At 43.0% G+C, this 21,322-nt stretch carries 13 protein-coding genes and 1 pseudogene; 6 read left to right on the top strand and 8 right to left on the bottom strand.

Annotated elements, in window-relative coordinates; translation table 11 throughout:
• Window positions 1-150 precede the first annotated feature (150 nt).
• Window positions 151-960 (top strand): siderophore-interacting protein, encoded by an 810-nt coding sequence (locus ACYQ2C_RS07155; RefSeq protein WP_460051189.1) that lies wholly within the window; start codon window positions 151-153, stop codon window positions 958-960.
• Between the two features lie 72 nt (window positions 961-1,032).
• Here the strand turns inward: ACYQ2C_RS07155 and ACYQ2C_RS07150 are convergent, their stop codons facing one another.
• Together ACYQ2C_RS07150 and ACYQ2C_RS07145 are read right to left on the bottom strand one after the other, a co-directional pair.
• Window positions 1,033-2,691, bottom strand: coding sequence for a methyl-accepting chemotaxis protein (locus ACYQ2C_RS07150; protein ID WP_460101147.1), 1,659 nt, complete (start codon window positions 2,689-2,691; stop codon window positions 1,033-1,035).
• Window positions 2,654-3,232 (bottom strand): annotated as a pseudogene (locus tag ACYQ2C_RS07145) (ammonium transporter). Before ACYQ2C_RS07145 ends, ACYQ2C_RS07150 begins: the two are co-directional and overlap by 38 nt.
• A gap of 750 nt (window positions 3,233-3,982) precedes the next feature.
• Between ACYQ2C_RS07145 and ACYQ2C_RS07140 the strand changes: the two are divergent.
• The 3 genes from ACYQ2C_RS07140 (at window position 3,983) to ACYQ2C_RS07130 (ending at window position 6,005) form a co-directional block, all read left to right on the top strand.
• Complete coding sequence (locus ACYQ2C_RS07140) at window positions 3,983-4,912, top strand: AEC family transporter (protein ID WP_460100947.1); 930 nt, start codon at window positions 3,983-3,985, stop codon at window positions 4,910-4,912.
• A 295-nt stretch (window positions 4,913-5,207) separates the two neighbouring features.
• Window positions 5,208-5,495 carry a hypothetical protein gene (locus ACYQ2C_RS07135; RefSeq protein WP_460100949.1) on the top strand — a complete coding sequence of 96 codons (288 nt, stop codon included), beginning with the start codon at window positions 5,208-5,210 and terminating at the stop codon, window positions 5,493-5,495.
• A 174-nt stretch (window positions 5,496-5,669) separates the two neighbouring features.
• A complete protein-coding gene (locus ACYQ2C_RS07130) occupies window positions 5,670-6,005 on the top strand; it encodes a hypothetical protein (RefSeq protein WP_460100952.1) in 336 nt (111 codons plus the stop codon).
• Window positions 6,006-6,298: 293 nt separating this feature from the next.
• Here the strand turns inward: ACYQ2C_RS07130 and ACYQ2C_RS07125 are convergent, their stop codons facing one another.
• Both ACYQ2C_RS07125 and ACYQ2C_RS07120 read right to left on the bottom strand, forming a co-directional pair.
• A complete protein-coding gene (locus ACYQ2C_RS07125) occupies window positions 6,299-8,014 on the bottom strand; it encodes a vanadium-dependent haloperoxidase (RefSeq protein ID WP_460051386.1) in 1,716 nt (571 codons plus the stop codon).
• 1,187 nt (window positions 8,015-9,201) lie between these two features.
• Entirely contained in the window at window positions 9,202-11,277 is a 2,076-nt protein-coding gene (locus ACYQ2C_RS07120) for a M13 family metallopeptidase (protein WP_460100956.1), read from the bottom strand.
• A gap of 884 nt (window positions 11,278-12,161) precedes the next feature.
• Between ACYQ2C_RS07120 and ACYQ2C_RS07115 the strand changes: the two genes are divergently transcribed.
• Complete coding sequence (locus tag ACYQ2C_RS07115) at window positions 12,162-13,397, top strand: DUF2855 family protein (protein WP_460100959.1); 1,236 nt, start codon at window positions 12,162-12,164, stop codon at window positions 13,395-13,397.
• Window positions 13,398-13,636: 239 nt separating this feature from the next.
• A complete protein-coding gene (locus tag ACYQ2C_RS07110; RefSeq protein WP_460051382.1) occupies window positions 13,637-14,443 on the top strand; it encodes an ATP-binding protein in 807 nt (268 codons plus the stop codon).
• Window positions 14,444-14,656: 213 nt separating this feature from the next.
• Here ACYQ2C_RS07110 and holA read toward each other — a convergent pair whose 3' ends face one another.
• From holA to xrtE, 4 genes are all read right to left on the bottom strand, one after another.
• Window positions 14,657-15,706, bottom strand: coding sequence for a DNA polymerase III subunit delta (holA, locus tag ACYQ2C_RS07105; protein ID WP_460100961.1), 1,050 nt, complete (start codon window positions 15,704-15,706; stop codon window positions 14,657-14,659).
• Window positions 15,707-15,809: 103 nt separating this feature from the next.
• Window positions 15,810-16,370, bottom strand: a complete 561-nt coding sequence (locus ACYQ2C_RS07100; RefSeq protein WP_460051379.1) for an LPS-assembly lipoprotein LptE — start codon at window positions 16,368-16,370, stop codon at window positions 15,810-15,812.
• 114 nt (window positions 16,371-16,484) lie between these two features.
• Window positions 16,485-19,088, bottom strand: a complete 2,604-nt coding sequence (leuS, locus tag ACYQ2C_RS07095; RefSeq protein ID WP_460100964.1) for a leucine--tRNA ligase — start codon at window positions 19,086-19,088, stop codon at window positions 16,485-16,487.
• A gap of 218 nt (window positions 19,089-19,306) precedes the next feature.
• Window positions 19,307-20,956, bottom strand: a complete 1,650-nt coding sequence (xrtE, locus tag ACYQ2C_RS07090) for an exosortase E/protease, VPEID-CTERM system (RefSeq protein ID WP_460100966.1) — start codon at window positions 20,954-20,956, stop codon at window positions 19,307-19,309.
• Between the last annotated feature and the right edge of the window lie 366 nt (window positions 20,957-21,322).

The raw sequence follows: 21,322 nt of genomic DNA, 5'->3' as shown, positions 1-21,322 counted from the left end.
AATCACTTACCGTTCTTGAAATTGGCGACACATCCTTGTGTCGCGAGAAACTCTAGGTTAATCAGAGTTTCCTATAGAGTCTCTGATTAATTTTTTGGTGATTTAATCAGCGGTTTCTAGAGTTTTCTCCATTCTCTATAACGAGCATTTATGAAAAAAACACGTGAATTAACGTTAATCAAAAAAGAAAATCTCTCCGAAAATTTATACCGTTTAGTGCTTTCTGGTGCTGCGCTCAGCGATTTTCCTGAAAATCAAGAAAGCGGTTATGTAAAATTCTTGTTTTCACCTGATGATGGTGAAGCTTTAAAACCAGAATTGCTCGATGACAGTGAATACTTTAAAGCAACACGCAAACGTACTTTCACCATTCGCGCTTATGATGCAAATGCTCAGCAATTACACATTGATGGTGTTTGCCACAGTTTTGGCGACGCAAATCAAGGCCCTGCAAATCGCTGGATAGAAAATGCCAATGTAGGTGATGCATTATTTACCGCAGGCCCTGGCGACAAAAAATTAATTAATTTTGATGCTGATTGGTATTTTTTTGCGGGCGATATGACAGCATTGCCAGCCATTGAGGTTAATTTACAGCAACTGCCAAAGTCTGCTCGTGGCATTGCGGTTATTGAAGTTATCAGCAACGGCGATATTCGTACGCTGGATGCTCCCGAAGGAATTGCTATTCACTGGGTTGTTAATGCAAACCCAAAAACACCCAATAGCTTATTGTCTGATAAGGTGCGGTCGCTGGATTTTTTAGATGGCGAAGTCAGTGTTTGGTTGGCGGGTGAATTTGAAATGATGCGTAATCTGCGCCGCTATTTTAAGCAAGAAAAAGCGGTGGGCCGTTCTAAAATTTACGCCAGCAGTTACTGGAAAATTAACGAATCCGACGAAGGTAATAAAAAAGCCAAACGTCAAGATGAAGCTGAAAATCCAGATGATCAAATCTAAATAGACAAATTTCTAAATAAAGAATTATAAGAATGTCTGATTAACACTTTTATGATTTATTCAGACGTTCTTTTAGAATAATTCAATATCACCAAATTTCTGTTCAACTTCTACAGGCTTGTCACGACTTTGATAGCGTCTAGTTTCATCTGAGCTGAATTCTGTTTTGGTAAAGGATGAAATTTCTTTTTTAAATTGAAACATTTCGTTCTTTAATAATTCACTGCTCTTTTTAATGTTTTGGCTAATGTCGTAATTGTTTTCGCTGATTTTAGAAACACTGGCGATTTGGTCTTGCATGAAGCTAACCTGCGTATATTGGTTTTGGCAGGAATCCGCAACGGTTTGGCTGAGTGTTTCTAAAGCATTAACACTATCAATAATTTTGTTCAGAGATTCGCGGGCGTGTTGGGCTTCTTCTGCGGATTCACTGGCGTCACCGGCGTAATTTCTTAACGCCGTCGCCGTTTTACTGCTTTCATCTTGCAGCTCCAAAATTTGTGTAAGAATTCTTTCGGTAGCGCCTCGGGTTTTCTGTGCCAGCTGTCGAACTTCATCGGAGACCACCGCAAAACCTCTACCGTGTTCACCGGCACGTGCAGCTTCAATGGCGGCGTTAAGGGCTAATAAATTGGTCTGATCGGCAATGGATTGAATTAAATCGACCACATCGGTAATAGATTCTACCTTGCTTGATAGAGTGGTTGCTTGTTCGCTGGCGTGATTGAGTTTTTCGTTAAGGTTGGTGACATCTTCGGTTAATTCTTGGATTTTATTAACGTTGGTCTCAATAAATCCTTTCGCCTCTAACGCTTCTACCATACCTTTGTTAGCTTGGTTTTGCATGTCTTGAGACTGTTCTAACAGCCCTTTCATAAGTTGCAATATGCGTTCTGAGCTGTCGCGTTGTAACAGGCTGGATTGTTCGGCATCAAAAGATTGGTCCGATATATTCGAGACGGTGTCTTGAGCAACCTGACCAACATGATGCATTCGTTCGATACTGCTTTCGAACTCGTCCAATAAAATATTAAAAGCAATGGCAGTTTCACCGGCCTCAGTGCCGTTTTCGACGGGGGCTCTAAGGCTCAGGTTTTTTTTTTCGATAATGTCCTTCATGGTACGCATTGTGTCGAGCCACACGGTTTTCGCACCGTGTTCGGTGACATTTAGACCTAATTGCTCTTCTTCTTCGCTGACTCTTAAGTCATGAACTAAAGAGAGAATCCAAAATACGATGAAACCTGTTCCAAGAGCCCATATAAAATAAGCCGCAACACCCTGCAGTTGAATACTGAGCTGGGCGAGCTTGCTACCCGCGGGAAGCGCTTCTGGAGTTGCCAGTAAGGCGACCGCGAGAGTTCCCCAGAGTCCGCCAAAACCGTGCACAGCGACAGCGCCAACGGGATCGTCGAGTTTTAATACGTGCAGTAGAAAACGATCAAATCCAAATACTAATAATGCCCCTACGCCGCCGGCGACAATAGCCATGCTCGGGCTCAATACCGCACAGCCTGCGGTAATGCTCACCAATCCGGCGAGTACTCCGTTAATTGTAGATTCAACGGATATCTTACCTTTGGATATAAACGTGCATAAAAGCAAGATGGCTAGGCCACCGCTGCTACCTGAGAGGATTGTGTTGAGCAATATGGCCGGTATCGAATCGTTAGCTGCGAGGGTGCTTCCGCCGTTAAAGCCCATCCAACCAAAAAAACAAAATGAAAACACCAAGAGTAGAGATCATTAAATTATGACCAGGGATTTCTCTAGGTTTGCCGTTTTCATCAAATCGTCCGATTCGAGGGCCTAGGATTATGACACCGGCTAGAGCAACCCATCCGCCAACACTGTGTACAACTGACGAGCCGGCAAAATCGACAAACCCTTTGTCTTCTAACCAACCGCTCGTATCGGCACCAAAGGCCGTGCCCCAAGCCCAGTGGCCCGAAATCGGATAGATCACGCAGCTAATAATCAAAGAAATTATGATGTAAGCGTTAAATTTGGCGCGTTCCGCGACGGCTCCCGCAACAATGGTTGCTGCGGTGCCAACAAAGGTCGCTTGAAAGATAAACAGAGCTATTTGCGAGGGAGTAATAATTTCGCTGCCCGCGAAACCACTGAAAGAGAACCAGCCGTTGCTATCGTTCCCAAACATAAACCCAAAGCCTACGAACTAAAAACCAATGACGGCAACGAGAAAATCACTGATATTTTTTATGGCTACGTTATAGCTGTTTTTAGCACGTACCAGGCCCGATTCCAGCATAGTGAACCCGGCTTGCATAAACATGACCAGTATTGCAGCGGTTAAGATCCACAATAAGTCGAGATTGAGCTGCATTTATATCTCCGTTAAACACTGGATCAATACATGAGTGCTTTGTTTAAAGTGAAAGTGTGAATACATAGGGCGTAATGCAATTTGTCATCTACGGATTCTTCAGTATAGAAAACTCTGGATTAAGTGCAGGTTCTTTAAGATTGAAATTTAGGTTGCTGATCTCTAATTTACAAAACTTGGGCAGTGCCGTTGTGTTACTGCTTGTAAGAACAAACTTTAGGAACCATTGATTAACTCATTAATGATTTGATCAAAATGAAAAAATTGAATATATGATTTTTGATTTTTAATAATTTCAATGATTTACATTATTTCAAGTTAGTATCCACTTCTTGTATTTCTGAAGGTTCAGGGATAACAAGATTTGTATTTGGCTAATTTATGTTTCTTTTATATAAAGGAAACTCTGATTAACCTAGAGTTTCTCGCGACACAAGGATGTGTCGTCAATTTCAAGAACTGTAAGTGATTGAAATTGTGAAGAAATTGGAAATGACATTTTCAATTTCTGTCCTCTGATTAAATCAAGGATGAGTTAATCAGAGGTTCCTAAAGTATTAGGGTTTTCTCAGCTCTTATTGATGTTGTGTTTCAATCACCACCAAATCCTATAAATTGCATTAGACGCAAGTATCGCTCAGCTTTACTCTAGATAGATTCTGAATGGGTGATGTTATGTCTGCGGTTGTTAATACACTTTTGCCGATCTTTGCGTTGATCTTCATCGGCTTTTTGTTTCGTAAGCTGAATTTTTTGGGTGAAAATTCCGCATCCGAGCTAAATCGTTTTGTGGTGTGGTTGTGTTTACCGGCGCTGTTATTTAAAGCCACGGCAAGCGCCAACTACGCAGATCTATGGCAGCCGGAATTTATTTTGGTGATCACCATTCCCATGATGCTGGTGTTTGCGGCAACGCTTGTGTATCGAAAGCTCTGTAAGGTCGCAACCGCCGACGCCAGTATCGATGGCTTAAGCGCTGCTTACGCAAATTTCGGTTATGTGGGTATTCCACTGTGTTTATTAGTCTTTGGTGAAGAAGGTTTACAGCCCGCATTAATCTCAACGCTGCTCGTGGTGTGCGTGTTATTTTCGGTGGCGGTTGTTTGCATTGAAATTGCCATCCAAAACGAAGCGTCTTTTATTTTAGCCGTAAAAAAAGTGGCGTTGGCGTTGATTAAAAATCCACTGGTGGTGAGCCCATTTCTGGGCATTTTTTGGAATACCACCCAAATTGGCGTTGCGCCTTCGGTACTGCAATTTCTAACCTTATTAGGCAGCGCCACAACACCCTGCGCTCTCGTTTCTTTAGGACTCTTTCTCGCCCACAAACAACCCAAAGCCGTATCGGGCACAGCATCTATTGTGTTTATCAAACTTATTATTCACCCCATTATTGCCTGGGTACTTGCCTTCCACGTATTTAAATTACCAGACCTCTGGGCAAAATCCGCCGTGTTACTGAGCGCACTTCCCACAGGAACCGGCCCCTACATGCTCGCCGAATTTTACCGACGCGACGCCGCACTCGTATCGCGCAGCGTATTATTTTCAACGCTGGGTTCCGTAGTGACTCTATCGGTGTTATTACTACTGTTTGCGGATTAATTTATATCTCAGAGAAATAGTCATTTGACGGATTTAAATCTAGCGTTTTCGAGCAGCGTAGGTAATTCGATGGATATATTGAATAAATGAAAAAAAGTATTCCGCGCTGTTTAGAAAAGTTTCATACCTGTGACGTGACCCCTTCTGACCCTGAATTTGATGGTAAAGAATATTTTCATAAGTCTGTAATGTGCAAGTGTACCGGTACTTTTTTAAAGTTTTTGGGTATCGATTCAAAGAGAAATCTGGCTTTATTTTCAAAAAAGAAACCTTTTTTGATCTCCCGCCTGTAAGTTTGCTTTGCAAAAATTGTGGTTGTCTTAAAGTTTTATTTGATCCCAAAAAGGACGGTTACGATGGTGAGCTTGGGTATGCTGATTATTTAACGGAATCTGATGAGTTGGTGGAATTAACCAGCGAATATGGACTTATTGCTGTCACCTATACTTTTCAGGGTTTAGATAATTACGAAGAACTGTATTGGGAAGGTGTGGAGCGATTGTATGATTACTTCGATACTTTCAGTGTGCTTTATATCTTAGGTGACAAGACAGAGTGTATTATCGATTGCGAGTGTGCCTAGTAATCTCTAATCACTCTTGTATATAGAAATTTTCTACGTTTTCTAAATTAATACTTTAGCTCTCTATTTTAATAATTTCTTGCGATATTAATTCTCTCTTAAAACCGCCAAAATCCATCGTTACATTTGAGTATTTCATATTGGTTTGTATTTTAATTACTTGGATTTGGTTTTATGAAAAAAATATTGATGGGACTTGTGATAGGTGTGACTTCGTTAGTTTCCATACATGCATCGGCTGGTTATTCGGGTTTAGCAAAAATTCTGACGATTCAGCCTCATGCTGGTGATCGGGTTTTTATAAAAACCGAGACTCACAATGAAGCGCCTAGTTGCGCTCAAAATTTACAAGAATGGGCGATAGATATTTCTACAGAAAGTGGTAAGGCGTTTTATGCAGCTGTTTTGGCCGCGGCCTCGCAAAATAAACCGGTAGAGGTGCATGGATCGCATAATTGCACTAATTGGCCTGATCGTGAGGATGTTTTATTTATTGTTGTGCCGTTTTAATTTTTTGCGATTTATAAAAAAGCCAGATCATTGATCTGGCTTTTTTTGTGGCTCTTGTTTTTCGACCTTTAATTGGCTTGTTGAGTTAGGCCAATTTCACTGTAAAAACTCAAGATTTATTTAGGAACCTCTGATTAACTCATCCATGATTTAACCAGAGGACAGAAATTGAAAATGCGATTTCCAATTTCTTCACAATTTCAATCACTTACCGTTCTTGAAATTGGCGACACATCCTTGTGTCGCTAGAAACTCTAGTTTAATCAGAGTTTCCTTTACTCGATAATTTTACATTAAAGAGCAATAACTTGTCCGTTTTGAATCAGGATTCGAGTGCCGTCGAACTTGGTTAGTGTAAAGCCGCCGAATTGGTCTTCGTTAACTAATACCGAAGAGTCTCTCAGCAGGGTAATGGCTTGTTGCTCGCCAACCAATAAACCTTGTACACCGTCTTGACGGTAGTGAACACCTGCGCCATCACGACCAAGAGCGATGTTGTTAGCGAGCTTATTGATTTCGCCGCCTAAAGTTAAGTTGTCACTGCCGGTGTAGGCTAGCAAGCTCTCTCCGGTATTGTTCGCCTGTACTGGGTTTGGAATTACGAAGCTTTCATTAAACAATGCTTTTAATACAGTGGCACAGGCACCGGAGTAACAGGCGTGACCGGCTGGGAACGATGGGTGCGTTGGAGAACCTTCGGTAAAGGCTTGTGGACACAATGCGGTACCGTTGGCGCTCATCAAGCGAGAGACTACATCAGATTCTAAAATGTCCGTGTGCAATTCGTAAGTACGCTGGCCTTTCATCATAAAGTTAACGCGGCCTGCGTAAGCTTCAGGACGTAGGAAGCGGTTTACACGCCATTTATGGAACCATGCGCCGGTTAAGGCTAGGTTACCCGCACGAGCTACTAGGTCGAGAATATAAGGCGCACCGAAGGTTGCGAAGGCTTCTTGATTACCGCCCGAAAGGTATGGGAAGTTTTGTTCAATCGCGTCTGGGCCGTAAGACATCATTACCAAGGCAGCTTGTATGTAGGCCGAGAAGGTAAGATCGCGGTGCACGTATTCGGCCATGGAGCGGGCGTTGTAGATGTAGCGTTTGATAGGATCGAACTCTAGTGTCTCGTTCGGTGTTGCACCTTTTTGTACGTTTAACCAGTTGGCTTCGTCAACCATAAAGTTAACGCCTTCAACGCCTTTTTGGTAACGCTGCACGACATCGACCGATCCGTAACTGAAGTCTTTTAACAGTAACTGAGAAACATAAGGGCCAACCAAGTCACCTGCGGTTTCTCCACGGAAAAGGTTAGCGGTAGTTGTCGCGCCGTTATTAAACGAGCCTGGTGTTACTGTGAAGCTATTTAAGTCGGCAACAGCGGCGTTGGTAAGTTCGTCGGTATCATAGTCGATGAAAGGCACATCACGAGTAACTGCTTGCCAGTAGACTTCAGCCATTTCACCGGCGATATCTGGGCTACGAAAAGTGTGCGACGCATTGATGCGAGTTGCGTGGTTATCAAGACCGGAGAGTTCGTATTTAAACGCTGCTTGCGGAGAAACTAGACCGCGATCAGATGAAGAATCAAGAACAATTGCTTGGAAATCGGCTTCTGCGCCGGTACGCATGGCTCGTTGCAATTGGCGGTAAGAAATTGGATCTACTTCACCAAATGTATTACAAGGCAAGCATTTTGAATAGTTTGCGTAGTAGTTTTCGTCGGCGTAACGACGTTCATCGTTATTATCGAACTGAGTTGGCAAACGCAGTGTTTCGGCAAACTGTTGGTTTGCCGCGCGGATTTTAATTTCGGCAGCACGAAGAGCTCGATTGCCCAAAGGGCTGGATTGTTCAAACTGGAATGGATTGAAATCATCGGCTTTTGCGGTGTTAGCACCAAGAGCCGCTCCTGCGGCAATTGCTGCACCTGAAGTTGCGCCTAGCTTTAAAAAGTCGCGACGAGAAGTTTCGGTTGTTGCTTCTGTCTCTTGATTTTTATCTGTAGCCATTTGTGTAGATCCTTTTATCTATCCATTAGGTGACAAAAAAATAAAAATTTTTTGCTGAGTGATTTGGTAAATAAATTCAAGACAATCCTTGTATTATTTATTTTTAATTCCTTTATTTTATGTCTTTCGCATAGAAGTGAGTTTTCAATTTTATTGAACGCCCAATAATTTCTATTGAGTGAAAAGAATGCTATCACAAGAATTAATAGAGGAAAGTCACGGTAGAATTTTCGAGAAAAAATAGCTTGATTAAGTAAATATTTAATTAGCGTTTTTATTGGAATTGCTGAATGTTTGAGCTTTATTTTTCAGTTTTAGTCAAAAAAATGGCTGATATAAAAGATTTGATAAAATCAGTTAATTTGAAGTGTTAAATCGTCTTAACAGAGGCTGTTGTATTTTTCAAAAGTTTGGGTATTAAATATTTATTTCTGCTGAATTTTTTTAGATTAATTTTGCTTGCTGTGGTCTATTTTTATGTTGTAAGTTTTTGGAATTATAATTCGTAGCTTGTATGCAATGATGAACGATTAGTATAAGCAATGGTTGGTTCAGGTTGTGTTGTCGCTGTTGTTTTATGATTAATTTCTAATAAGTATTGTGTGTAAATTTATGTTTTAACATTATCTGGTTTGTGAAAATTTTGTGAAAATAATGGTGTTATTTTATTTTTTAAAGAGTTTTATTTGTTTTGTTGCAGCTTAATTTTAGCGCCAGCTAAAATGAGTGTAAGCAACTCTTCAAAATATCAATAATTGATTTTTATATAAGCAAATAATGCGTGTGTATGCCGTCGGCTTCTCTGGGCTATTTAGAAAGTCCGATAATGCGCAATTAATCTAATTGATGTTGGGAGTGATACGTTTGTGGGCACAAGCCTCCGGTTAAATTACGGAGGAGTGAATCCTAGGCGCTCGTGAGCGATAAGATTTTTCAGATAATTATTTGCAGTGAGATTGTTGCGCAAAAGTACGTGAATACGAGGTGGTTGATTACGGCTATTAAAAGGCTGTTCAAAATTAGTATTCCTATTTATGACTATTTTTAAAAGGAATTTTCTAATATTGGAATGATAATGTGATGAGAAGAGAAGAGAAGAGAAGAGAAGAGAATAATTCCAGACAAAAAAGCCACCTTATATAAGGTGGCTTTAATAGTTTTGTTTTATCAAGAGTAATTCGTGTTGATTACCAAATTTTTACCTGTTCTTCTTTCGGTAAAAATAGGCCATCGTCTTTTTCTACACCAAAGGCTTCGTCAAACTCAGGCATGTTTTTAACCACACCATTAACGCGATATTGATAAGGGCTGTGCGGATTGGTTTTAACCAGAACCGTTAGGCTTTGATCTGTGTATTTACCACGGAAAGCCTGAGCCCAACCAATAAAAAAGCGCTGCTCGCCGGTAAAGCCGTCAATTTCTGGCGGTGTTTTACCATTAAGCGATAACTCATAAGCTTTATGTGCTATGGTTAAGCCGCCTAAATCGCCAATGTTTTCCCCCAAGGTTAATTCGCCATTAACGTGTAATCCTTCTAATGGCTCGTAGGCATTGTATTGGCTGACCAGTAACGCGGTGCGCTCTTTAAAGGCTTCGGCGTCGGTTTCTGACCACCAGTTTTCTAAGGCGCCGTCACCGTTGTAACGTGAACCCTGATCATCAAAGCCGTGGCCCATTTCGTGGCCAATAACGCCACCAATGGCGCCGTAGTTAATGGCGTCGTCGGCTTCTAGGTCAAAAAATGGCGGCTGTAAAATTGCTGCAGGGAAAACGATTTCGTTTTTGATGGGGTGGTAATAGGCGTTGACGGTTTGTGGTGAAATAAACCATTCGTTGGGGTTAATTGGGCCGCCCAGTTTGCTGATGCCATCCATAAAATCGAAATTGTTGGCAGAAATGTAGTTTTCCACCAAATTGTTGCTAACTTTCAATGACGAATAATCTTTCCACTCGTCTGGATAACCAATTTTAGGTCTGAATTTATTCAGTTTTTTAATGGCTTGTTCTTTGGTTTCGTCGGTCATCCAATCGAGCTGTAAAATACTTTCTCGATAGGCTTCACGTAGGTTCTCTACCAACGTAATCATGCGAGTTTTGGCTTCCGGCGGGAAGTGTTCTTTCACATAAATTTTACCGATGGCCTCACCGAGAGTTTGGCCGGTGAATGCTACCGCGCGTTTCCAGCGTGGGCGTTGTTCTTCTGTGCCGTATAGAGTTTTGCCAAAGAAGTTAAAGTTTTCATCGGCAAAGGGTTCGCTCAAATAACTCGAAATGTGAGTGAGTGTGCGCCATTTTAGATAGAGCTTCCACTCTTCAAGCGATGCGGTCTCAAAGGTATCGATAAAATGCGAGAGATACGACGGCTGAATAACCACTAGGTTGTCGGTGTTTTTGATGCCGGTATTGGCTAATAACTTGGGCCAGTCAAAGCCTTTGTACTCGCTGCTTAAAGCGGTTAGAGCGGTAGGGTTGTAGGTTTTAACGGCATCGCGGCTTTCTACTTTGGTCCAGTGACCTTCTGCCAATTTACTTTCAAAGGCAATTACACGCTTGGCGCTGGCTTGCGGCGCTGTGAAACCGGCAAGTTCCAGCATTTTGCTAACGTGAGCTTGATAGGCTTCAAGAATACCTTGGCCTTTTTCAGACTCGTCAAAGTAGTAGTCACGATCTGGCAGCGATAAACCTGACTGATACAAATAAGGCGCATAGCGGGTTGGATCGCTCTTGTCGGAATCAACGTAAATGCCAATGGGTGAAATCTCGCCCATCATCCAAGGCTGAGTGATATAGTTCAACAGCGCTTGTTTGGAGTTGATGGCATCAATATCTTTGGCAATTTTAAGATAGGGTTCGGCGCCCAAGGCGTTAACGGTTTCTAGATCCAAAAAGCTTGAATACAAGGCTCGAACTTTTCCCTCTTCTGTGTTCAAGTCGGTGCTGCCATTTGCAACCAAATCTTCCAAAATGGCTTTTACGTCTTTCTCTGATTGGTCTCGAAGAACCGAGAAAGTGCCATAACTTGAGCGATCGGAAGGAATTTCTGTGTTATCCAGCCACTGACCGTTCACAAAGCGGAAGAAGTCGTCTTGGGGGCGAACACTGGTATCCATCGCAGAGAGAGTAATACCGGATGCTTGCGGTTGGTAAACTTCGGTTGAGTGATTACTTTCGCAGCCAACTAATGTGGCGATTAAGCAGGCGGCGGCGAGCTTGGTAAGCTTACGCGGCTGCGCTAAGGATGATAAGCGGATAGCAAGAGTCATAAAGTTTCTCAGTGTTGTTCATTCTAAAATTGGTCATGTAACGACCGATAAAGCAAGGCAGTTAAGATCGTACAAGTCAGTTAAGATCGTAATAGGGTCTGTTTATTTGTTAAGCAAATACAGGCTCATTCAGTATCGTTATCGAACATTTGTCCTAAATTTGTCCCAATATTCATTTTCTTTAATAAATGAAATATCTCTGACTTCTCAGTGTTATTTGGGTTCGTATGTAAAACGTTTGTACACTCAACAGCCGTAATCTTGTCTTTATAGGCAAGTTAGAAGACTTTTGAAGACTTGTTTAAACGACAGCCGATTCCCGGTTCCCGAATCTGAATCTAGAGATATAATTAAGGACACCGATTGTGAAGAAAGGGTTTACTACCTATGCCGCTCGCGTGTCGAGAAGGCTTTTCAATATCCATTTGCGGTTGTACGCGTAGGTTGGGACTATTATTAGTCGTGAAAGCGGGTTGTGAACCAAGCAGAGTGTGAACCAAGCAGAGTGTGAACCAAGCAGTTTGTGAACACTGATAGCGTGTTTTAACAAATAGATGGCAGAAGATTTTTTGTAGAAGATTCAAGCTGTGGCAATACGTATTTATCGACGCTCGTTTTAATGAAATTCTTTTTACCACTGGGTGATGTTTTACAAATAATCCCGCGGCTCTTCTTATATAAGCTGGGATTGCAAGAAACGGCTCTACACAGGTAAGAAGATAGGTTTAAAGAAAGTAGATTTTTGTAAATTCGCTATTGAATTTATGTTGATCACACACGCTTTTTGTTATTTTGTACGCTGTATATCAAATACCTTGGTTACGCTAGATCGATTATGCTGAATCGATAACCCTAAATCGCGGGAAAAACTTAAACGTATTTTCATGCATAATATTGCTCTTAAATTAAATGGGGACAAACCCACAGACCTCAGTGTTTTTAATGAAAACATTGCTGCGCGTCGTTATTCGAGTCAGGGGCAATTTTTAGCAAAGATCGAACGTTTTGCGTTTTCTGGTAATAATCTCCGACGCTTAGAATCGTCACTTGCTAAATCTTCGGTTTTATCTTCCCGAGATCAAGAATTAAAAGTTTGGGGATACGCAGAGATTATCGATTCCCATCATCGGGCATTTACGGTTGGCCAAGGTTTTTATGGCTGGTTTCCCATGTCGCGATATTTTATTGGCAGTGATTACAGCGTTATTGCCGATGAATATTCGTTATTTTCAGGCAGTTCAACTGCATCAACCAACTTGTCTGGGTTTGATATTTTTGCCCAACCGGAGGAATACTTTGCGGGCGAGCATTTTACATCGATGGTAACGGCTTCAGAATCTGAAGCTTCTCGGGTGTTAATGACGTCTCGATCACACGTGTTTGGTGGCCAGCCCGAAAACGCAGATAACGCAGTATATTCCTTCGAAGAATTTGTAATTCCAGAAATTCATTTGTTTTTATCGCCCATTTTAAAAACCGTTTTTGCGCTGGCAGAAACATTACGATCGGAAAATTTTAAAAACGCCGACACCCTTATTTTTACCGGTGCGGCCAGTAAATCTGCGTTGGCCTTGGCTTTTATTTTAAAATATTGGCGGACGTACACCTACAAAAATAAAATTCCGAAAATTATTGGTTTAACCTCTACCCATCATTTAAATCACGTCAAAAAGCTAGATTATTTTGACGATGTTTTTAATTACCCTAATTTGCGTGAAATTCAATTATCTAAGGGTACGTTGATTGATTTTACTGGCAATCTGCAAGTATTAGGCATGCTGCATTTTTATCTCAAGCAAAAACTGGGTTATGTGTACAGCATGAGTAACTTAGAATCTGCCGCCGATGAAATCTTGGCCATGAGTGATGCTCAAAATCATTTGTCCCTGCCTGAAGGCGAGTTTTTTGATGGTCGAGATTATTACAGTGCTGCTCGTGCTAATTCCGATATTTGTAATCTGGTGCAACGCTATCAAGAACATTCGGTGATTGTGTGCGAGGCGTTTTCGAACTGGTTAGCGCCAACTCTGCTTTCCGGCCCGGAAGATGTTAGGTGGGCGTATCGTCAATTGATGGCAGGTAAAACCGATCCCCGTGTTGCTTATCTTTGCCAGTTGTAGATTATTTCGCGGTATTTATTCTTGCCTTTCTTTTCGCCGTTTTTGGTATCCTAGTCTAGCGACAGAATTCTGGAATTTCTGATGAACGACTTCAAGCGACTGTTCTCGGAGTTCAGGCAATAAATTCGAAGTTCAGGCAATAAATAATGTACGGTTAATAAAACGTTTTATTAACGCAGGCTTCACTGCTACAAAAAAGACGTTCCATTAACCAAAATACCAAGTAGTTGGATTACTCTATGACACAAGCGCCAAGTACGCTCGACTGGAATCTTCACAAAGCCGCCATTTGGCGACCTAAGCGTGGTTATTTAAAACCGGTTACGCGCTTAGATGCTATTTCGCTGGATCATCTGAAAAAAATCGAACGTCAAAAATCTCTGATTATTGAAAATACCGAGCGTTTTTTAGCAGGAAAACCGGCCAATAATGCTTTGCTGTGGGGAGCTCGCGGCACGGGTAAGTCCAGTCTGGTAAAAGCATTGCTCAATCAATACGCCGATCAAGGTTTACGTGTTATCGAGATTGATAAGGCAGACTTGGTTGATTTACCGGAGATTGTCGATCAAATCATGGACAGTAAATATCGCTTTATTGTGTTTTGCGACGATCTTTCCTTTGACGCTGATGAAAATACCTACAAGCATTTAAAAAGTGTTTTAGAAGGGTCGATTGAGTTACCGCCCGAAAACGTCTTGCTGTACGCAACTTCCAATCGTCGGCATCTTATTCCGCAAACCCAACGCGATAATCAAGAAACCTTATCGGCGAGAATGGCTGATCCAGAAGTTCATTATTCCGATACCGTTGAAGAAAAGTTATCGTTAGCGGATCGATTTGGTTTGTGGTTATCTTTCTATCCAATTACCTGGCAAGAATATTTAGACATGATCGATGTGTTGTTTGCAGAATCGATTGCCGAGGGCGCTTGTGACAGAGACGATATTCATACGCAGGCAAAATTATTTGCTAGAACACGTGGTACCAACAGTGCCAGAACAGCGAAACAGTTTTACCAGGCTGTGATCAATAAATCGCACGAATAATTATGCGGTAAACAAAGAAAGTTTTGAGTTAACAAAGCTTTGGAATCTCTGATTAATTCATCCATGATTTAATCAGAGAGCAGAAATTGACAACGCGATTTCTAACTTCTTCACAATTTCAGTCACTGACCGTTCTTGAAATTGGCGATACGTCCTTGTGCCGTTAGAAACTCTAGGTTAATCAGAGTTTCCCTTTCTTTATTCCGACAATCTTTATTGCAGCGCAATTAAATCTAAGCTGGGTGGCAGGGTAATAACACCCGATAAATGCAGTACCAAATCGGTGAGTTCGTCCCAAGGCGAGGCTTTGCGTAAGCCTTTTACCGCGCGATCAATACCGTTGGCTTTTCTGAGTAAATGCATTAAATGTTTGTACGACAAGCGTTGCAGTGCTGATTGAATTAGTGGTGCGCGCTTATCCCAGATACGGTTGGCCTTCAACGCCTGAGAAATAGGTTGACCCTTATTCACCGCTTCGCTAATGCTCGCGAGAGTGCGTATTTCTCGGGTTAGTGCCCACAAAATAATGATCGGTTCGGTGCCTTCGCTTTTAAGACCTTGCAGTGTTTTTAACGCGGCTTCTGTTTTGTTCGAAAGTGCTTTATCCACCAAACCAAACACGTCGTACCGAGCGCTGTCACCGACCGCTGCGGCCATTAAATCGGTGGATATTAAGCCGTCTTTTGCGGCCAATAATACGAGTTTTTCGATTTCTTGTTTGGCAGCCAGTAGATTACCTTCCACCTTGGCGGCAAGCATTTCTATGGCTTCTGAAGACGCATTGAGTTTTTTTTGTCTCAGGCGTGTGTTGATCCAATCGGGAAGTTGTTCTGAAGTAATTGGCCAAATCTGAACCGTATCGCCGTTGTTTTCTAGTGCTTTAAACCATTTGGTTTTTTGTGCGCTGGCATCCAGTTTGGGAGCAGTAATTAGCAACAAGGTGTCTTCTGGCGGAGCTTGGCAATATTGCAGAAGCATTTTTGCCCCTTGCTCACTGATTTTGCTGGTGTGTAGATGAATTTCAATGAATTTGCGTTCAGCAAACAACGACAAATTTGCCGCACTGGCAAAGACTTCGTTCCAATCTAAGCTAGCATCGGAATAATATTTCTCGCGCTCGGTATAACCTTGTTGGAAGGCTTGGTTGCGAATTTCGTCGCAGGCCTCTTGTTTGAGCAGTGGTTCATCGCCAAAAATGCAATACATTGGCGACAACTGCTTGGCGATGTGTCTAGAGAGTTGATCGGCGCGAATTTTTGCCATTAGCTTTGGGGTGCTCTAACGTTTACCTTAAATTATCTAACATTTTTTGTATCTAGAAACTTCCGATTAACTCAACCATGATTTAATCAGAGTTCCTTTCAATTTATTGCGAAGCGTTAGCAGGATTTAATGTCTCTACCGGCGCTGATTCTTCTTGTGGATCATTTTCACGATTTAAGGCAACAAAGCGATAGCGTCGTAAAATTTGCTGCGCCAGTTCATTTCTCAATTCGGTTTTCACCAACTGTTCTTCGGCATTTTTACCGGCGACATTTTGTCGATCAAAGCCGTAGCTTCGGCTTACGGTAATTACGCTGGGTTTACCAATAGTCAGGCCTTCTTTATCTTGCAGTAAAAAATTAACCGAAATTGATAAGCTAATGCGCTCGGCAAGGCCGTCGGAACTTACCGCAGACACACGACGTTCTTCTTTTTGATCAGACAGCGTCAATGCGTAGGAGGCGTACTCTAAAGTTGCAAATTGAATATTGTTGGCTTCAAAGTTACGGCGAATGGTTTGGCTTAACACTGGATCAATGTTTTGTTGGGTTAAGCTGATGGTCTGTAAAGTTTCTGGCAGTGCGACACTGCCACGCAGATGCCAGCCGCAAGCACTCAATGTTGCCATGAACAAAATAATTAAGATTAATTGGATTGGTTTCATTGAAATGCCTTGTGCGCATTTGGGCCGTTAACAACAGCGTTTGAAAGAAAAGATATTGCGAGTCATGTCAGCAAGGTAGCTCATTGAGCTACCTTGCTTAGTAAGGCGTTGGTGTTATTTCACCGCAAAGGTAACCAGCTTACCTTTGATGACCTTATTCATTTTAATTTCTTTGCCTTCCAGAAATTTAGCCACGTTTTCGTCGTTGCGAGCGGCGGTTAATATTTCTTCGTCGCTGGCGCTGGCTGGCATGTCGATTTCGCCACGCACCTTGCCATTTACCTGCACCGCGTAGTGAAGTGTATCGCGAACCAGTGCGCCTTCATCGGCGCGCGGCCAGCTGGCATTAACGATGCTATCGCTGTGGCCGAGCATTTCCCAAAGACTGTGACAAATGTGTGGAACGATTGGCGCTAGCAATAAGGTCATTGATTCTAGTGCTTCGCGTTCTACGGCAAGGGTTTCTGGGCTGGCGCGGTCGGCAAACTTAGTCACATCGTTTAATAATTCCATAACCGCAGCAATAGCTGTGTTAAAGGTTAAACGTTGGCCGCAATCGTCAGAAACCTTTTGAATGGTTTCGTGCACTTTACGGCGCAATTGTTTTTGTTCGCTGCTAAGAACTTCGGGGTTAATAGCTCCCGGAGTGCCGGCTTCAACGTGGCCGTAAACGGTTTTCCAAAGTCGTCGTAAGAAGCGGCTGGCGCCTTCTACACCCGAGTCGTTCCACTCCAGAGTTTGCTCTGGTGGTGCTGCGAACATGGTGAACAAACGCACGGTGTCGGCACCGTATTGTTCTACAGCAGATTGTGGATCAACGCCGTTGTTTTTTGACTTAGACATCTTGGTGGTGCCGCCCAATTCCAGTGAGCCGGCTTCTGGGTGACTGGCGGCGATGACTTTACCTTTGTCATCTTTCTCTAAGACTACGTCGGCTGGATTAAACCAGGTTTTGGAACCGTCTTCGTTTGCTTTGAAGAAAGACTCCGCCAAAACCATGCCTTGGCAAAGTAAGCGCTCGAAAGGTTCGTCACAGCTGACTAGGTTTTCATCACGCATTAATTTGTGGAAGAAGCGCGCGTACAACAAATGCAAAATCGCGTGTTCGATACCACCGACGTATTGATCAACGGGCAGCCAGTAATCTGCTGCGGTTTTATCCAACATGCCACCTTGGTAGTCAGGACAAGTAAAGCGCGCGTAGTACCAGCTCGATTCCATAAAGGTATCGAAGGTATCGGTTTCGTGTTCGGCGTGAATACCATTCACGGCATCGGCTTTGCGCCACTCAGGATCGGCTTTGATGGGGGATTTAACACCGTCCATTTCGACGTCTTCAGGCAGCAATACCGGTAAGCGATCGGCTGGAACCGGAATTTCGGTACCATTTTCTAAATTCAACATTGGAATTGGCGCGCCCCAGTACCGTTGGCGAGAAACACCCCAATCGCGAAGGCGGTAATTGGTTTGCACTTCGCCCTTACCAATGGATTTTAAGTGCTCGGCAATTACCGAAAAGGCTTTCTTAAAGCTCAAGCCGTCCCAGTGCTCAAAACCGGCACCGGAATTCATTAGCTCGCCTTTTTCGGTGATGGCGGCTTTGCTTAGATCGTCGCTTTCGGTGCCTTTTACCACTTGCTTAAGTGGTAAGTTGTATTTTTGCGCGAATTCATAATCGCGTTGATCGTGCGCGGGTACGGCCATCACTGCACCTGAGCCGTAATCCATCAAGACATAGTTCGCAATCCAGACGGGAATCGGCTCACCGGTGATTGGATGCTTGGCATCAATACCTGTGTACATGCCTTTTTTATCCATGGCCGCCATGTCAGCTTCGGCAACGCTTTGGTTTTTGCATTCAGAAATAAACGCCGCTAATTCGGGATTACTCTCAGCAAGCTCCAAAGAGATTGGATGTTCAGCGGCCAAACTAACGTAGGTCACGCCCATAATGGTATCGGGACGAGTGGTGTACACACTGAAGCTATCGACGTTGGCGATGGTTTGAGGAAGGTCGAACCACAATTCAACGCCTTTGGATTTTCCAATCCAGTTGCGTTGCATGGTTTTTACTTGTTCCGGCCAGTTTGGTAGCTTGTCTAGGCTCGACAATAATTCTTCGGCGTAGTCGGTGATTTTAATAAACCACTGTGGAATTTCTTTACGCTCAATTAAGGCGCCAGAACGCCAGCCACGACCGTCAACCACTTGTTCGTTGGCTAATACGGTTTGATCGACGGGGTCCCAGTTAACGGTGGCCATCTTTTTATAAACCAAGCCTTTTTCATACAAGCGCGTGAAGAACCATTGCTCCCAGCGATAATAGTCATTTTGGCAGGTGGCGAATTCGCGCGACCAATCGATACCGAATCCCAAACTTTTCAGTTGAGACTTCATGTATTCAATGTTGCTGTAAGTCCATGTTGCCGGTGCGGTTTTATTCTGGATGGCAGCGTTTTCTGCGGGTAGACCAAAGGCATCCCAACCCATTGGGTGCAGAACGTTTTTACCTTGCATGCGTTGGTAGCGGGCAATTACATCGGTGATGGTGTAATTGCGAACATGACCCATATGCAGTTTGCCGCTGGGGTATGGGAACATGGCTAGGCAGTAGTATTTTTCTTTGCTGCTGTCTTCGGTAACTTTAAACGTTTGTGCGGATTCCCAAAACTGCTGAGCTTTTGACTCAACGTCGGCGGGGTTGTATTGATCTGTCATCGCAGTAACTGCACCTGTTGCGTAAAAATGGGTTTCTTTGAGAAAGCTGGCAATTATAGGTATTTGCTACCGATAAATCGACGTCGAGTTTAAGGCTTTGGCCAATGAAGTGATTGGGCTAGTAAAGATTGCCGAAAGCCGGGTTGTTCACGGCGGTGATTTTCACCGTTGAGTGTGACCCAAGCCGCAAGCTAGCGGTGGTCGAAAATACCTGTGATTTAAAGATACGACCACTGACCAAACCCCAGTGCATACACACATAATGCGCCGTTGGTAATGGCATGGCAAAACACTGCTGACGTTAAACCGTAACGATAACGGGCAAGGGCATAAATAAGACCTGCTAGAGTTCCGGCCAGCCATTGGCTGTGAATAAAGCCAAACGCAAGAGAAGAAACCGCCACAGCCATTAAGCTCACCGCCGGAGCTGAGTTTTTAATACTGTGCCCCGAAATTCGGCTCAGTAAATAGCCACGAAACATGAGTTCTTCAACGATGGGAGCGACTATGATCGAGCCAAAACATCGAATAACAATCCAAATCGTAGTCATTAATGCGCTTTGTTGACCAAAGCCTTCAACGAGTTGTGCGTTGTAATCGCTGTCTTCTGGAATCAACAGTACCCAAAGCACAGCGGTGATGAGTCCGAGTAGTAATGTTTCAAGCCAGAACGAAAACGACAGCTTATAACTGGGTTTGAGTGGAAACCGTTGCCAAAAGTAGACGATGGCGACAGCGGTGCCCAGCGCTTTTACTGGATACAACCAATTGGGAATTCCTTCGTCAAAACCGGCAATCAGTGAGCACAACAAAAAGACGATAAAAACACCAATAATGGCCGTAGCGGTTTGATCGGTATTCTCGGCGGCTGAGTCATTGGCTGCATGAGATGAAGTAGGGGTGAGCTCCGCTGTTTTCTTCTTAATAAAAGGTAGGCGGTCAAAAACATAGATAATCAATAAGGCGAGGGCGATAAACGTAAACCAACCGGCTTGGCTGTGAAATCCGCCAATGGCGAAATCGCGATCAATAAACTCACCAATAAAGATCAGCATGCAGATACGAATTACGTTTAATAACCAGCTGATGCTCAATGCGATGGGTAACAAGATCAGCGCTATAGGAAAGCGCAGCTGCTGACGATACAAAAACAAATACAAAACCGTAAAACAAAATGCCAAACCCATGCCTTCGATACCGGAACATTCTGATGAAATGTTCACTACAAAGTAATCGATACCTAGGTTTAAGTTTTCAGGATCAGAGTGAACCTCACCAAATACCGTGAAAAGAATCTTTTCCGATAGATGAAAAGTTGGCGCTATAAAAGAAGGCCAAAGATTCTTCGCCAGTAAGGATGTACTGGTAACGACGGTCGCGATAGATGCTGAAATTATGATTGTGGCTCGATTTCTATACATTCGAGCAAACCAGGTTTGGATCGGATAAACCACGGCGCTGCATGTTAAAAAGACACATGCCGCCAAGAGCACCCAAGCCGCAAACAATGACCAGAAGATCGTTGTGGTTTCCGGAGGTTGGGTGAATAAAGCTTTGGTTAAACCATAAAAGCCCGCATACAAAACTAAGTTGACGATAATGAGTGTAATTGCTAAGCGAGCGGTTACTCGATTTTTTAGATGAGCGTCAGAATTGTTATGGAGTGCGGTTTCGGTCTTGTCGTGGGTCAATAAAACAATCAAAAACGCACCAAAATAGGCGCTTAACCAAACGATGACCAACGATAGGTGAGAAAATAAAAATCCTGCCTCACCCTCAAAAAGCTGCTGTAGCGGCTGCGCGTCAAAGCTTAAGCTGATTAAAAGAACTTCCAGTAAGAGTATTCCAATAGCTACCGCTCTAAACATGCCTGTCTCTTAAATTTCTGTTGCGCCACTGTGGATAAACGTAATACGCCTTTTCAACAAAGGATCCATACAATTTGAGTTACACGGTATCTTAAACTATTTAAGGAAAACTTTAATTAGCCTAGCGTTGCCATCGATATCAACAATGTATTACCGATTTTAAAAACGGCAAATGATAGACGTTGGAGCAAATCATGGAGACGTTAATCGAAGGTTCCTAGGCGGTGTTTCTTTTAGTGACTTTACCAATAATGGTGCTTGGATGTGTAAATTTTGGCGATGAAGTAGTGGTTGATGCAAAAACAATCAAACACTCAATGAGTTGGTAAATTACAGACAAAAAAACGGAGCCGAGGCTCCGTTTTT

The sequence above is a fragment of the Sessilibacter sp. MAH3 genome (assembly GCF_054658275.1).
The sequence above is the reverse complement of the archived record's forward strand: the minus strand, read 5'-3'. Positions and strand labels throughout refer to the sequence as shown.